The organism is Nocardioides baculatus (assembly GCF_016735675.1).
In the GTDB taxonomy this organism is placed as follows: domain Bacteria; phylum Actinomycetota; class Actinomycetes; order Propionibacteriales; family Nocardioidaceae; genus Nocardioides; species Nocardioides baculatus.
On the sequence record NZ_JAERSG010000005.1, the window covers coordinates 57,279 to 71,236 of the forward strand.

The following is a 13,958-nucleotide window of genomic DNA, read 5'->3' on the forward strand; positions in this document are numbered from 1 at the left end:
ACCACACAGAAGGAGACCAGCAATGGCCACCAAGTTCGACATCAAGACCGAGGCCCTCAAGCCCCTCCTCGCGGGCGTCGGTGTCACCGACCTCGCCGTCGAGGCCGTCCGTGAGGCCGTCGCCGACGTCCAGAAGCGCGCCGCGGCCGTCCAGAAGGACGCGCGCAACTTCGACCCCAAGGCCGAGGCCAAGGCCCGTCGTTCCGCCATCGAGGCCCGCGTGAGCCTGCTGCAGGCCGAGGCGAAGGCGTACCCGACCAAGGTCTCCACCCAGCTCTCGACCCTCGTCGACGAGAACGTCGCGGCCGCCAACGCCACCTACACCGACCTGGTCAAGCGCGGCGAGTCCCTCGTGACCCGCATCCGCCGCCAGGAGTCGACCAAGGCCACCGTGAAGTCCGCCAAGACCACGGCCACCAAGGCGAAGACCACCGCGACCCAGGCCAAGAAGGCCGTCGACGCCAACGCCACCGCCGCGGACAAGACCGCCGCCACCAAGGTCGCGCCGAAGCCGAAGAAGACCGCGAAGAAGGCCACGCGCTCCGCCGCCGCCAAGAAGGCGTCCGCCACGACCGCCCGCAAGACCGCGGCCAAGAAGACGACCGCCGCCCAGAGCAGCGCCAAGGCCACCACCACCGCTGCCCAGGCGACCGCGTCCAACGCCGTCAAGGCCGTCGCCGACGCCGCCGAGAAGATCGGCGACTGAAGAGCAGTCGACGACGTCGACCAGCTGACGCTGTTCTAGGGCGCGTCGGTCAACCCCCGGCCTCCTGCGCGCCGCCCATCACGCACGCTGGCGGCGTTGTCCTCGGCTCGACGTGGCTCCGCCACGCCTTCGCTCGTCTGCCTTGCCATCGCACGCGCTGGACGACGCTCGTGACGGCCACGTGTTGACCAACGCACCCGGAGACCCCCGGCCGACCGGCCGGGGGTCTTCGCATGTCCGAGGTCGCGGTCCGTCGCCTACTCTGGGGCCGTGAACATCTACGCGTTCCAGAGCACCCTCATGCTGGTCGTGCTCGTGGTGCTGCTCGCGATCAAGGGCTTCGCGTTCATCAACGCCCTCAGCTACTCCACCGAGGCCTACGAGGCCGCCGGCAAGCTCACCAAGCAGGCCTGGTGCGCGATCACCGGGCTGGGCTTCGCCGCCCAGCTGATCATGATCGGCCTGTCGCCGCTCGGGATCATCCACCTGGTCTTCACGATCGCCTCGCTCGTCTACATCGCCGACGTGCGCCCCGCGCTGGCCGAGGTGACGTCCGGGCGCCGCTGATCAGTCGGCGGCGAGGTAGCGGTCGAGGGCGACGAGGGCGTCCTCGGGCTCGAAGCCGGTGGCCCGGATCTTCTCCAGCGACATCGCCGAGTTGAGCGGGCGCGGGGCGAACGGGTTGCCCTGCGCCAGCACCCCCTCGGCGTACGCCGTCGTGCTGGTGCCGGCGACGTCGTCCGCGCTGCGGCCCGAGCGCTCGAAGACCGCCTGGGCGATCTCGCGCCACGACATCGGGGAGCCACCGTTGGAGAGGTGGTAGGTGCCGTAGGCCGCGCCGGAGTCGAAGAGGTGCTGCGTCGCGCGGACGAGCTCCTCGGTGAAGGTCAGCCGACCGACCTGGTCGTCGACGACGCTCGGCGAGACGCCCTTCTCCGCGAGCGACCGCATGGTGCGGACGAAGTTCTTGCCCTCGCCGATCACCCACGACGTGCGGAGCAGGTAGTGGCGCGGCGCCAGGCCGACGGCGATGTCGCCGGCCGCCTTCGACTGCGCGTAGACGCCGAGCGGCGACAGCGGCTCGTCCTCGGTGTGCCCGGGGTCGAGCGCGGCGGTGCCGTCGAAGACGTAGTCGGAGGAGTAGTGCACCAGCGTGAAGCGGTGCACGCGGGCGAGGCCGGCGAGGATCGCGGGCATCGTGGCGTTGGCCGACCACGAGGCGACCCGGCCCTCGGGGGTCTCGGCGGCGTCGACGGCGGTGTAGGCCGCTGCGTTGAGCACGACGGCGTACTCGTGCCAGGGCCAGGCCTCGACGGCCTCGGGATCGGTGAGGTCGAGCGACGTGACGCCCTCGCCCTCGACGAGGTCGACGCGGTCGGCGTCGGGGTGGGCGGCGAGGAGCGCCCGACCGAGCTGGCCGAGCGCACCGACGATGAGGGTCTTCTTCGGCGCCATCGCGGTGCTCGGGTCGAGCGCGGGAGCGTTCTGGTCCTTCTCGCTGATGATCGCCTCGCTCAGCGGGATCGGCCAGTCGATCGCGGCCGTCGGGTCACCGAGGGCGAGCGCGGGGTAGGCGACCCCCGGTCGCCAGTGGTCGTTGACGAGGTAGGTGTAGGCCGTCGCGTCCTCGAGCACCTGGTAGCTGTTGCCCACACCGCGCGGCACGAAGACCGCGACCGAGGTGTCCATCTCCAGGGTGAAGGTGGCACCGAAGGACTCGCCCTGGCGCATGTCGACCCACGCGCCGAAGATCCGGCCGGTGGCCAGCGAGATGAACTTGTCCCACGGCTCGGTGTGGATGCCGCGGGTGACGCCACGGTCGCTGTTGTACGAGACGTTGTTCTGCACGGGACCGAAGTCGGGCAGGCCGATCGCGAGCATCTTCTCGCGCTGCCAGTTCTCCTTGAAGAACCCGCGGTCGTCGTCGCGCCGGTCGAGCCGTACGACGACGAGGCCGGGGATCGGCGTCTCCTCCAGCGAGGGGAGGCTCACTGGCCCTTCTCCGCGTACTTCGCCTCGACCGCGTCCTTGTGCGGGCGCCACCAGTCCTCGTGCTGCTGGTACCACTCGATGGTGTCGGCCAGGCCGGACTCGAAGTCCTGGAACCGCGGCTGCCAGCCGAGCTCCTGGCGCAGCTTGCCCGACTCGATCGCGTAGCGCAGGTCGTGCCCGGCGCGGTCGTTGACGTGGTCGAACTCGTCGGCACCCTTGCCCATCATCGTGAGGATCAGGCGGACGACCTCGAGGTTGTTCTTCTCGCCGTCGGCGCCGATCAGGTAGGTCTCGCCGATCTCGCCCTTCTCCAGGATCGTCTGGACGGCCGAGGAGTGGTCGTCGGCGTGGATCCAGTCGCGGACGTTCTCGCCGGAGCCGTAGAGCTTGGGGCGGATGCCGTCGATGACGTTGGTGATCTGGCGGGGGATGAACTTCTCGATGTGCTGCCAGTGGCCGTAGTTGTTGGAGCAGTTGGACACCGTCGCGCGCACGCCGAAGCTGCGGACCCAGGCGCGGACCAGGTGGTCGGAGCCGGCCTTGGAGGCGGAGTAGGGCGACGACGGGTTGTAGGGCGTGTCCTCGGTGAAGCGCTTGGGGTCGTCGAGCTCGAGGTCGCCGTAGACCTCGTCGGTCGAGACGTGGTGGAGGCGCTTGTCGTGCTTCCGCACCGACTCCAGGATCTGGTAGGTCCCCAGGATGTTGGTCTTGATGAACGGGCTCGGGTCGTTGAGCGAGTTGTCGTTGTGCGACTCCGCCGCGTAGTGCACGACCGCGTCGTGGGCCGCGACCAGCGGGTCCACGGTGTCCTCGTCGGCGATGTCGCCGACGACGAGCTGCACCCGGTCCTCCGGCAGGCCGGCCAGCGACTCCTTCGAGGCGGCGTACGTCAGCTTGTCCAGGACGGTCACCTGGTAGTCGGTGTGCTCGACGAGGTGGTGCACGAAGTTCGATCCGATGAACCCCGCGCCCCCGGTCACGAGAAGGCGTTCCATGGCCGGGAGTCTAGGGCGGGTCCTGTCAGGAGGCCGACGCGGTGACGCTGAACCGCGGCTGGGTCACGAGTCCCGGGTCGTCGTACGTCGCCCGGCCTCGGCCGGCACGCGCCCATCCCTCGGGCAGCTCGGTGACCCGGTAGCCCTGCGGCCACTGCACGGAGACCGACACCACCTCGGGGACGACCAGGCCCTGCGGGGTGAGGTCGAGCTGGTAGGTGAGGTCGTCGTCGCCCGTGGCGCGCGCCGCCTCCGGGACGACGTACACGAGCGTCGCCTCCCGCGTCTCGCCGGGCGGCAGGGTGAGGCGGAGCAGCTTGTAGGGGCGGCCGTAGTAGTCGAAGGTCTCGGTGCCGACGGGTCCGCCGGCCACGGTCGCGCTGGAGATCTCCACGCCCTGCGGCAGGAAGACGCCGACGGTCATCCCGTTCCAGCGGGTCCGGCTGCTGCCGCCGCGCGGGTCGCCGTAGATCTGGTTCGCGCCGTAGGGAGGCGAGTCGTTGAACACCGAGATGGTCAGCTCGACCTTCGCCGAGCCGTCCTCGCGCAGCTGCACGTTGCTGGTGACCGTGCGCTTCTGCCAGTAGTCGGACTTGCTGATGTTGGTGTTCTGGTTGAAGACGGCGACGTAGTCGTTCTCGGTCTCGGACAGGGTGCCGGACAGTCCGATGTCCGTGACGGCGGACTGGAGGTCCTCGTCGCGCATCCAGAGCGCGAAGTGCCGCCCGCGGGCGGAGTTGCGGATCGACTCGATCTTCTCGAGTCCCTGCCCCGGCTCGAAGAGGCGGTCGGCGAACACCGGCACGATCTGCAGGTTGGAGTCGTGGCGGGCGTCGTTGTCGGGGTAGGTGTCGTAGTCGCCGACGAGCTTCTGCGTGAAGTTGGAGGAGTCGAGGGTGCCGTAGAGGTCGGTGTCGATGGGGCCGGTGATGCGCAGCATGTCGGCGAGGGCGACCACGTCGACGGCCACGAGGCCGTCGGTCGCCTGACCGGTGCGCCGCTCCCACCCGCGCAGGAGCTCCTCGCCCGACACCGACCAGTCGGGGGCGTAGGTCGCGGTCGAGAGGCGCAGCTTGCCGTCGTGGAACGGGTTGCCCTCGACCTTGTCCCAGCGGCCCACCTTGAAGAGCTCGGGGTCGGAGGTGTCGCGCGCCTCGCCCATCGTCAGCTTCCCGTCGGACACCTCCATCGGGACCATCGTCAGGGGTGCGCCGCCGGAGAAGCGCTGCTCGCTGGGGTTGAGCAGGACCAGGAGGTACGTCCGGTCGCCGTCGGCACCGAAGAGGGTCGGGAGCACGTCGGCGAGCGGCTTGGCGCGCCGGGCGTCGCGGGCGAGCGGGGCGACCACGTCCGTCGCCTGGTCGCGTGCCTCGGCCAGCATCGTCCCCACGCCGAGGGCCGAGTCGTTGACCTCGCCGAGCTCGAGCTGAGCGGTGTCGAGGTGGAGGCTGACCTCCTCGACCGAGGAGACGAGCGTGCGCAGCGTCGGCACGTCGATCGACTGGTCGGCGAAGAGCGTCGCGTCGTCACCGTCGACGGCCGGCCAGGCGGCGACGGCGATCTCGGCGGCCGAGGTCATGTTGTCGAGCGCGTTGCCGAGGTGGCGTACGTCCGAGACGGGCTCGCCGACGACGGGGACCAGGCTCCAGATGTCGCCCCCGATGCCCTGCATCGCCCCCTGCACCTCGTCAGCGTGCTTGCGGGCGCTCTCGATCGCCGTCTGCGCCGCGGCGACGTCGCCGCTGCTGAGCGACACCTTCGCGGACTCGAGGTCGGCCTTCGCCGCCTTGGCGTTGCCCGGCGCCTTGAGGAAGGGGATCGCCAGGAGCGCGAGGCCGATCAGGAGCAGGACGAGGACCGAGATGATCGTGCCCGGCCGCAGCAGCCGTCGTCGCCACGTGCTGGCGGACGGACGACGGGTGGACGGCATGCCCACATGGTGCCAGCACGGTCCGCAGGTCGTGGCCCCTTAGGGTGACCCCCATGCGCGGAATCATCCTGGCCGGCGGCACCGGCTCGCGGCTGCACCCGATCACCCAGGGCATCAGCAAGCAGCTGGTGCCGGTCTACGACAAGCCGATGATCTACTACCCGCTCTCGACGCTGATGCTCGCCGGCATCCGCGACGTCCTCATCATCACCACGCCGCACGAGGCCGACGGGTTCCACCGCCTGCTCGGCGACGGCTCGCAGTTCGGGATCAACCTGACCTTCGCGACGCAGCCCTCGCCCGACGGCCTCGCCCAGGCCTTCATCATCGGCGCCGCCCACATCGGCAGCGAGCGCTCGGCCCTCGTGCTCGGCGACAACATCTTCTACGGCTCGGGCCTCGGCTCCCAGCTGCTGCGCTTCAAGGACCTCGACGGGGCCGCCGTCTTCGGCTACCACGTCGCCGACCCGCGGGCCTACGGCGTCGTCGAGTTCGACGACCAGGGCAAGGCGCTCTCGCTGGAGGAGAAGCCGGAGCACCCGAAGAGCGACTTCGCGGTGCCGGGCCTCTACTTCTACGACAACGACGTCGTGCAGTACGCCGCCGAGCTGGAGCCGTCGCCGCGCGGCGAGCTCGAGATCACCGACCTCAACCGCCGCTACCTCGAGGAGGGCCGCCTCCACGTCGAGGTGCTGCCCCGCGGGACGGCGTGGCTCGACACCGGCACGTTCGACTCGCTGAACGACGCCTCCAACTTCGTGCGCACCATCGAGGGCCGCCAGGGCTTCAAGGTCGGCGCCCCCGAGGAGGTCGCCTGGCGGATGGGCTGGCTCTCCGACGACGACCTGGTCGAGCGCGCCGAGCCGCTGCGCAAGAGCGGCTACGGCGAGTACCTGCGCGGCCTGATCGAGCACGGCTGAGGTCGGCGCCTCTGGTCGCGATCCCCGGGTACCCGGGGAAACTGGAGCCTTGACCCCGAAACTTCGCGGGTGAGGCTCCAGTTTGGGACCGGAAGCGCGCGTCGCTCCGGGGGTCAGGAGAGGTCGGCCGCCACCATCCGGGCCACGATCTCCTCGAACCCGACGGTCGGCTCCCAGCCGAGCACCTCGCGCGCCCGCGACGCGTCACCGACCAGCTCGGTCGGGTCGGCGGGGCGGAAGAACCGCTCGTCCTGGCGCACCAGCGGCTCCCAGTCGTCGATGCCCGCGGCGGCGAACGCGGCCGCCACGAACTCGCGTACGGAGTGGGCGCGCCCGGTCGCGACCACGTAGTCGCCCGGCTGGTCGGCCCGCGCGGCGCGGACCATCGCGTCGACGTAGTCGGGCGCCCAGCCCCAGTCGCGGCGCGCGTCGAGGTTGCCCATCACCAGCTCGTCGGCCTCGCCGCGGGCGATCGCGGCCACGGTCGAGGTGATCTTGCGGGTCACGAAGCGCTCGTGGCGCCGCGGCGACTCGTGGTTGTAGAGGATGACGCTCGAGACGTGCTCCTCGCGCTGGCGGAAGACGCCGGCGGAGAGGTGGGCGAAGGCCTTCGCGGCGCCGTACGGGTTCACCGGCCGGATCGGCGTCTCCTCGGTCTGCGGCGACTCGGCCGCCTCCCCGAAGATCTCGGCGCTCGACGCCTGCACGAGGCGTACGCCGCCCACCTGGCGCGCGGACTCCATCAGCGCGACCGCTGCCTGCCCGTTGACGTGGGCGGTGAGGTCGGGCTCGTCCCACGACTGGGCGACCGAGCTGATCGCGGCGAGGTTGTAGACCTCCCGCGGCGCCAGCTCCAGCACCAGCCGGCGGGTGGCCTCGACGTCGCCGAGGTCGCCCGGGTGGAGGACGATCTCGTCCGGGCAGTGCGCCGGGTGGCCGTCAGCGGTCAGGACGAGGGCGTGGACCTCCAGGCCCTCGGCGACGAGGCGCTCGGCGAGATAGGTGCCGTCCTGTCCGCCGATGCCGGTGATGAAGGCGCGAGCCGTCACCAGCCGGCCTTGGCGGCGGCGATGTCGCTGTCCACCATCATCGCCACGAGCTCGGCGAACGACACCGTGGGCGACCAGCCGAGCTTGTCCCTCGCCTTCGACGCGTCGCCGATGAGCAGCTCGACCTCGGCGGGCCGCATGAAGCGGGGGTCCTGCTTGATCAGGGGCTCCCAGTCGTCGATGCCGATGTGGGCGAACGCCAGCTCGAGGTAGTCGCGGATCGACCAGGTCTCGCCGGTCGCGATGACGTAGTCGTCGGCCTCGTCCTGCTGGAGCATCCGCCACATCGCGTCGACGTAGTCGCCGGCGAAGCCCCAGTCGCGGCGGGCGTCGAGGTTGCCAAGGGTGATGTCCTTCTGCTGGCCGAGGTGGATCCGGGCGACGGCCTGGCTGATCTTGCGGGTGACGAACTCGGGCCCGCGGCGCGGCGATTCGTGGTTGAAGAGGATGCCGGACGAGGCGTGCATGCCGTAGGACTCGCGGTAGTTGATCGTCATGTAGTGGCCGTAGACCTTGCTCACGCCGTAGGGCGAGCGCGGCCACAGCAGGGTGCTCTCCTTCTGGGGCACCTCCTGCACCTTGCCGAACATCTCCGAGCTCGAGGCCTGGTAGAAGCGGATGCTCGCCGGGTCGTCCCCGGCGTGGAGGCGTACGGCCTCGAGCATGTTGAGCACGCCCATGCCCGTCACGTCGCTGGTGACGAAGGCGTTCTCCCAGGAGTAGGCGACGAACGAGATCGCGCCGAGGTTGTAGACCTCGTCGGGGTCGGAGTCGCGCATCGCGCGCATCAGGCTCGAGAGGTCGGTGAGGTCGCCGTTGTGCAGCTGCACCTCGGGGACGACCTTCTGGACCAGCTCGCGGCGCGGGTTGTTCTGCCCGCGGATCAGCCCGTGGACGTCGTACCCCTTCTCGAGCAGCAGCTCGGCGAGGTAGAGGCCGTCCTGGCCGGTGATTCCGGTGATCAGAGCACTGGGCATGGGCTCAGTCTGTCAGGAGGCCCTGTCCTAGGGTGGCCGCATGAAGATCCTCGTCAGCGGCGGCGCCGGCTACATCGGCTCGCACACCGTCGTCCAGCTCATCGCCGCCGGTCACGACGTGGTCATCGTCGACAACTTCAGCAACGCCCACCCGACCGTGCTCGGTCGGCTCGAGGCGCTGACCGGGACGCGGATCACGCTGCACTCCTTCGACCTCACCGACCACGACAAGACCGAGCACCTCTTCTCGACCGAGGAGTTCGACGGGGTCATCCACTTCGCCGGCTACAAGGCGGTCGGCGAGAGCGTCGAGAAGCCGCTGGAGTACTACGAGAACAACCTCGTCTCCACGTTCTCCCTGGTCCGCGCGATGCAGCGCTACGACGTCGACAAGCTGGTCTTTTCCTCCAGCGCCACGGTGTACGGCGAGGACCAGGCCGGCGCGACCGAGGACCGCCGCACCTACGCGACCAACCCCTACGGCTGGACCAAGGTCATGCAGGAGCAGATCCTGCGCGACGTCGCCGTGGCGTCGCCGAAGATGCGGTTCGCGCTGCTGCGCTACTTCAACCCGGTCGGCGCGCACCCGTCGGGGACGATCGGCGAGGACCCCTCCGGCATCCCCAACAACCTGGTGCCCTTCATCGCCCAGGTGGCCGTCGGCAAGCGCGAGAAGCTGATGGTCTTCGGCGACGACTACGACACCGTCGACGGCACCGGCGTGCGCGACTACATCCACGTCGAGGACCTCGCCGCCGGCCACATCGCGGCGCTCAAGGCGCTGGAGACCACCGACGAGCCCGTCAACACCTGGAACCTCGGCTCCGGCAAGGGCACCAGCGTCCTGGAGATGCTGCACGCGTTCGAGCGCGCCGTCGGGCGCGAGCTCCCCTACGAGGTCGTCTCGCGACGCGCGGGCGACATCGCGACGTCCTACGCCGACCCGTCCAAGGCCAACGCCGAGCTCGGCTGGAGCACCCAGAAGACGGTCGACGAGATGTGTGCCGACACCTGGCGCTGGCAGTCGCAGAACCCGCAGGGCTTCGCCGGGTGATCCTGCGGCTCGCGGCGGCGGCGCTGCTGGTCCTCACCGGGCTGGCCGCGCCCGGGTCCGCGTCGGCGCAGCCCTCGAGACCGCTCGACGGTCGCACGATCGTCATCGACCCGGGCCACCAGCTCGGCAACCACCGCTTCCCCCAGCAGATCAACCGCCCGGTCCCCGCCGGGGGCTTCACCAAGCCGTGCAACACCACCGGCACCGCGACCGACGGCGGCTACGCCGAGGCGACGTTCGTGTGGCAGGTCTCGCGCGCGGTCGCCCGGCGCCTGCGCGCGCTCGGCGCGACGGTCGTCCTCACCCGCCACAGCAACCGGCAGGACCGTTGGGGTCCGTGCGTCGACGCCCGCGGTCGCGCCGGGAACTCGATCGACGCCGACCTCAAGCTGTCGGTCCACGCCGACGGGTCGTACGCCGCCGGTGCCCGCGGCTTCCACGTGATCGCCCCGGCCGACCGGGCACCGTGGACCGACGACATCTTCGAGCCGTCGTCGCGCCTGGCCAGGGACGTGAAGTCCGGTCTGGTCGCGAAGGGCTTCGCCCCCGCCAACTACATCGCCGGGGGAGACGGCCTCGACGTCCGCTCCGACCTCGGCACCCTCAACCTCTCCGACGTCCCGACCGTGATGGTCGAGCTCGGCAACATGCGCAGCGCCGCCGAGGCCCGGGTGATGACCTCCGCCGCCGGCCGGGCGCGCTACGCCCGCGGGCTCGTCGCCGGCGTCCGCGGCTTCCTCGACTGAGGTCTCAGCGCACGTCGAGCTCGTCGAGCGCCCGGAGCACGACCCGCAGGTGGGCGGGCTCGTGGGTGCGGACGAGGTGGGTGCCGCCGAGGGTGGCGAGCACGCCGAAGAAGCCCTCGCCCTTGCGGAACTCGTCGCCGAAGAGGTCGAAGCTGTGCGGGACGGCGTTGCAGACGGGTACGCCGAGGGGGCGCAGGCGGAAGCCCTGCGCAAGCACCCGGGCCTGGTGCCGCGCGCGGGTGAGCGGGTCGACGAGGTTGCCGTAGTAGAACCCCATGCCGGGGTCGATGACCACGCGGTGGGTGCCGAGCGCGCGGGCGTGGGCGATGCGGGGCGCGAAGTGGTCGAGCAGGACCGGCAACGGGTCGGCGTCGGGGGGCACGTCGGAGATCTCGCGGACGTTGGCCGTCTCGCCGAAGCACAGCACGACAGCGGCGTCGTACTCCGCGGCGAGCTTGAGCATCTCGTCCTCGTGCTCGCGACCGGTCATGTTGAGGATGCGCGCGCCGGCGTCGAGGCACGCACGCACGACGTCGGGCTCGTAGGTCTCGACGGAGACGACCGCCTCGGCGGCGAGGCCCTTGACGGTGGGGACGAGGGCGGCGATCTGATCGTCGGCGGCGACGCGGGCCGCCTTCGCCGTGCTCGACTCGGCGCCGAGGTCGATGATCCCTGCCCCCTGCGCGGCCTGCACCCGCCCCATGCGTACGGCGTCGGCGGGGCTCGTCGCGATGCTCTCGCGGTAGGTCGAGTCGCGGGACAGGTTGACGCAGCCCATCAGGGTGACCGGCCCGTCGCCGATCACGACGGAGCCGCGTGGCCCGTCGACCACCACCGGCGCGACCGGGCTGGCCCAGGCGTCGCCGTGGGCGTTCTGGAGCGCGGCCAGGTCCGCGAGGGTGATCACGCCCGAAAGGGTAGAGGGCAGGATGGAACGGTGACCGACTCCTTCGAGCTGCAACGCCTTCGCGACCTCTCCGACGACCAGCTGCAGGAGGCCTATGCGCCTCGCGGCGAGCCATGGCTGCGGGTGAACTTCGTCAGCACCGTCGACGGCTCGGCGACCGGCGCCGACGGACTCAGCGGCAGCATCAACAACGACGCCGACAAGCGGGTCTTCGACACCCTGCGCAAGCACGCGGACTGCCTCGTGGTGGGTGCCGGGACGATCCGCGACGAGGAGTACGACGTCCCCGCCGTCCCGGTGGTGGTCGTCAGCCGTCGTGCCGACGTGCCGCCGACGCTCCGGGAGGCGCCGCGCGGGCGGGTGCTGATGGCCACGGTGTCGTCGTCCGAGGGCCTCGACCGTGCGCGCGAGCTGCTCGGTCACGACAACGTGCTGGTGCTGGGGGAGGACGAGATCGACCTGGTGGCACTCAAGGCGGAGCTGCTGCACCGCGGGTGGCGCGACCAGCTCTGCGAGGGAGGGCCGTCGCTGTTCGGTGACCTGCTCGCCGCGGGTGTCGTCGACGAGCTCTGCTGGACCATCTCGCCGCGATTGGTCGCCGGGGACGGACCGCGCATCGCGGGTGGGCCCACGGTCGACGTGGACGCGCGCCCCGCCCTGCTGCTCGAGCAGGACGGGACGCTGCTGGGTCGCTGGTTGGTCCGGGCTCAGGGAGCCGGGTAGTCCACCACGTAGCTCGGCAGGCCGGACCGGGTGCTGTCGACCTGGTCGCCGGTGTCGTTGACGACGTGCTGGATGGTGCCGGCGTCGAGGTTGACGGTCAGCACGTGGTGCAGGCGCACGCCCGTGCGGTCCGGCACCTCGAAGCCGCTTTCGGTGACGATCGTCGGATCGTTGCGGTTGAAGACGTAGACCCCGCCGCCGTAGAGCTGGTGACGCCGCACGCCGTCGCCGACCTTGTAGCCGGCCCAGCCGAGGGTGCCGTCCGGCCGGGTCCAGTCGGCCTGCGAGGGCGGGTCGTAGGGCAGCTCGTTCTGGTAGAGCACGACCTCGCCGTCCTCGCCGTTCCAGATCGTGTTGTGCTGCTGGTAGTGCTCGACGAAGAGGCCGGTCGCGCGGACGCGGTCGCCGTCGACGACGAGCCCGACGCGGCCGGTGTTGGTGTTCCAGCGGTCGGTGTCGCCGCTCGCGCCGGCCGTGAAGCCCTCGATGCCGTGGTCGGCGCGCCAGACCCACGCGTGGTCGATCAGCACGTCGTCGGCGTCGATCCGCAGCGACGTGTCGGCCTTGCCGACGTGCGGTCCACCGACGCGGAAGTAGACGTCGTTGAGGGTCGTGGTCGGCGTGCTGCCGGGGCGGTGGTGGCCGGAGCGACCGGGGTGTCCCTGCAGGTGCATCAGGTTGGCCGAGAGCCGGGTGCCCGCGTCGACGGTGATGCCGGCGAGCACGACGTCGGTCGCGTCCGGGCGTACGACGACGGGGGTGGCGCCGCCGACGGCGGTCAGCGTGGCCTGGCCCAGCCCGAGCACCACGGTGTGGTCGCGGCGGACCGTGAGGCTGCGGTCGACGTCGTACACGCCGGGGGTGAGCAGGAGGTTGCGGCCCTGGTCGAGGGCCCGGCGCAGCACCTGCGCGGAGTCGTTCGGCCGGGCGACGTGGAACGACGACAGCGGGAGGTCGCGGCCGGCCGTGGTGCCGGCGGCCCACGTCGTGCCGAGCGAGTCGCGGCGGGCGTCGGGCACGCGGACCATCCAGCGGCCGTCGGCGACGTGGAGGAACGGCTTCTCGCGACTCAGCGGCGTCCGGTCGAGGGTCGTGTAGGGCGGGTTGGGGAAGGTCGCCTCGGAGGGGGCGCCGATGGTGCCGGCGAAGACCTGGTTCCAGACGCCGTTGGACCACGACCCGACCTCGCTGTTGCGGGTGAGCCACTGCTGCTGCGAGCCGTTGATGACCGTCCCGGCGCGCGAGTCGGCGAGGTAGCCGCCGCTGGCGAACTGCGGACCGGCGGTGCAGTAGTCCATCAGCGACAGGTTGCCGCCGCGGATGTCGACGCGGCGCAGCGAGGCGGCCTGGGAGGTCGCCCAGAAGTTGGCCGACTGCCGGCAGCCGTCCTGCCCGGTGCCGTTGACGTCGATGGTGAGGTTGGACAGCGAGCGCCAGAAGTTGTTGAGCGCGACGCAGTAGGTCTCGGTGGGGCCGTCGGTGAGGCAGCGGTTGTAGACCTCGACCTTGCCGTTGATGACGGTGTCGCCCGGCGACGCGCCGAGCCCGGCGACCTCGGTGTAGTAGCCGACCTTGATCTGCAACGGGTCGGTGGCGGTGCCGTAGGTGCCTGGGAGGAACAGCATGCTCCAGCGCTCCGACGACATCTCGGCGTCGACCTGCTGCTGCCAGATCGCGTCCGCTCGCGCACGGATCTGCGCGACCGGCATCGAGGGGTCGAACACGACGACCCGGTCACCGAGGTCGGGAGCGGCCACGGCCGGCGGCGGGGCTGCGGCCTGCGCCGGCAGCACGGAGGTGGCCGCGAGGCTCGCGGCGGTCAGGAGGAGCGCGGTCAGGACGCCGGGCGTACGGCGTCCGAGGCGGGAGCGGGGCATGGAGGACCTTCCGAGACGGGGGTGGAAGCGCTTCCACTCAGCATGCCGCATGAGCGTGATGAGCGCCACACCCCCGTCTGGG

The 13,958-nt window shown here is 70.9% G+C and carries 13 protein-coding genes; 6 read left to right on the plus strand and 7 right to left on the minus strand.

Features of this window, described 5'->3' with window-relative positions; all coding sequences use genetic code 11:
* Nucleotides 1-22: 22 nt before the first annotated feature.
* Together JI751_RS15845 and JI751_RS15850 are read left to right on the plus strand one after the other, a co-directional pair.
* Nucleotides 23-706, plus strand: a complete 684-nt coding sequence (locus tag JI751_RS15845; protein ID WP_201938818.1) for a hypothetical protein — start codon at nucleotides 23-25, stop codon at nucleotides 704-706.
* Nucleotides 707-976: 270 nt separating this feature from the next.
* Nucleotides 977-1,273, plus strand: a complete 297-nt coding sequence (locus JI751_RS15850; RefSeq protein WP_201938819.1) for a DUF2516 family protein — start codon at nucleotides 977-979, stop codon at nucleotides 1,271-1,273.
* Here the strand turns inward: JI751_RS15850 and JI751_RS15855 are convergent, their stop codons facing one another.
* Genes JI751_RS15855 through JI751_RS15865 form a run of 3 tightly spaced genes read right to left on the minus strand, consistent with a single transcriptional unit; the run spans nucleotide 1,274 to nucleotide 5,623 of the window.
* Nucleotides 1,274-2,698 (minus strand): sugar nucleotide-binding protein, encoded by a 1,425-nt coding sequence (locus JI751_RS15855; RefSeq protein WP_201938820.1) that lies wholly within the window; start codon nucleotides 2,696-2,698, stop codon nucleotides 1,274-1,276.
* Nucleotides 2,695-3,693, minus strand: coding sequence for a dTDP-glucose 4,6-dehydratase (rfbB, locus tag JI751_RS15860; protein ID WP_201938821.1), 999 nt, complete (start codon nucleotides 3,691-3,693; stop codon nucleotides 2,695-2,697). Before rfbB ends, JI751_RS15855 begins: the two co-directional genes overlap by 4 nt.
* Before the next feature lie 25 nt (nucleotides 3,694-3,718).
* On the minus strand, nucleotides 3,719-5,623 hold the full coding sequence (locus JI751_RS15865; protein WP_201938822.1) for a DUF4012 domain-containing protein: 1,905 nt from the start codon (nucleotides 5,621-5,623) through the stop codon (nucleotides 3,719-3,721).
* 53 nt (nucleotides 5,624-5,676) lie between these two features.
* On the opposite strand from JI751_RS15865, the gene rfbA reads away from it, so the two are divergent.
* Nucleotides 5,677-6,543 (plus strand): glucose-1-phosphate thymidylyltransferase RfbA, encoded by an 867-nt coding sequence (gene rfbA, locus JI751_RS15870; protein ID WP_201938823.1) that lies wholly within the window; start codon nucleotides 5,677-5,679, stop codon nucleotides 6,541-6,543.
* Between the two features lie 113 nt (nucleotides 6,544-6,656).
* On the opposite strand, the gene JI751_RS15875 is transcribed toward rfbA, so the two are convergent.
* Complete coding sequence (locus JI751_RS15875) at nucleotides 6,657-7,592, minus strand: GDP-mannose 4,6-dehydratase (RefSeq protein WP_307814293.1); 936 nt, start codon at nucleotides 7,590-7,592, stop codon at nucleotides 6,657-6,659.
* Nucleotides 7,589-8,569 carry a GDP-mannose 4,6-dehydratase gene (gmd, locus tag JI751_RS15880; RefSeq protein WP_201938824.1) on the minus strand — a complete coding sequence of 327 codons (981 nt, stop codon included), beginning with the start codon at nucleotides 8,567-8,569 and terminating at the stop codon, nucleotides 7,589-7,591. The genes JI751_RS15875 and gmd overlap by 4 nt, the downstream gene beginning before the upstream one ends.
* A gap of 40 nt (nucleotides 8,570-8,609) precedes the next feature.
* On the opposite strand from gmd, the gene galE reads away from it, so the two are divergent.
* On the plus strand, nucleotides 8,610-9,623 hold the full coding sequence (galE, locus tag JI751_RS15885; protein ID WP_201938825.1) for a UDP-glucose 4-epimerase GalE: 1,014 nt from the start codon (nucleotides 8,610-8,612) through the stop codon (nucleotides 9,621-9,623).
* A complete protein-coding gene (locus JI751_RS15890; protein ID WP_307814294.1) occupies nucleotides 9,620-10,369 on the plus strand; it encodes an N-acetylmuramoyl-L-alanine amidase in 750 nt (249 codons plus the stop codon). Before galE ends, JI751_RS15890 begins: the two co-directional genes overlap by 4 nt.
* Nucleotides 10,370-10,373: 4 nt before the next feature.
* Here the strand turns inward: JI751_RS15890 and JI751_RS15895 are convergent, their stop codons facing one another.
* Nucleotides 10,374-11,276: a dihydropteroate synthase gene (locus JI751_RS15895; protein WP_201938826.1), complete on the minus strand. Its 903-nt coding sequence runs from the start codon at nucleotides 11,274-11,276 to the stop codon at nucleotides 10,374-10,376.
* A 30-nt stretch (nucleotides 11,277-11,306) separates the two neighbouring features.
* On the opposite strand from JI751_RS15895, the gene JI751_RS15900 reads away from it, so the two are divergent.
* Entirely contained in the window at nucleotides 11,307-11,999 is a 693-nt protein-coding gene (locus JI751_RS15900; RefSeq protein ID WP_201938830.1) for a dihydrofolate reductase family protein, read from the plus strand.
* Here JI751_RS15900 and JI751_RS15905 read toward each other — a convergent pair.
* Entirely contained in the window at nucleotides 11,984-13,876 is a 1,893-nt protein-coding gene (locus JI751_RS15905) for a pectate lyase-like domain-containing protein (protein ID WP_201938832.1), read from the minus strand. The two genes, JI751_RS15900 and JI751_RS15905, sit on opposite strands and share 16 nt — an antisense overlap.
* Nucleotides 13,877-13,958 lie beyond the last annotated feature (82 nt).

What these genes read in the sequence shown, in the direction of transcription:
- JI751_RS15845 (WP_201938818.1), top strand. Translation starts at nt 23, where the DNA reads ATGGCCACCAAGTTCGACATCAAGACCGAGGCCCTCAAGCCCCTCCTC.
- rfbB (WP_201938821.1), bottom strand. Translation starts at nt 3,693, where the DNA reads ATGGAACGCCTTCTCGTGACCGGGGGCGCGGGGTTCATCGGATCGAAC.
- JI751_RS15865 (WP_201938822.1), bottom strand. Translation starts at nt 5,623, where the DNA reads ATGCCGTCCACCCGTCGTCCGTCCGCCAGCACGTGGCGACGACGGCTG.
- rfbA (WP_201938823.1), top strand. Translation starts at nt 5,677, where the DNA reads ATGCGCGGAATCATCCTGGCCGGCGGCACCGGCTCGCGGCTGCACCCG.
- gmd (WP_201938824.1), bottom strand. Translation starts at nt 8,569, where the DNA reads ATGCCCAGTGCTCTGATCACCGGAATCACCGGCCAGGACGGCCTCTAC.
- galE (WP_201938825.1), top strand. Translation starts at nt 8,610, where the DNA reads ATGAAGATCCTCGTCAGCGGCGGCGCCGGCTACATCGGCTCGCACACC.
- JI751_RS15905 (WP_201938832.1), bottom strand. Translation starts at nt 13,876, where the DNA reads ATGCCCCGCTCCCGCCTCGGACGCCGTACGCCCGGCGTCCTGACCGCG.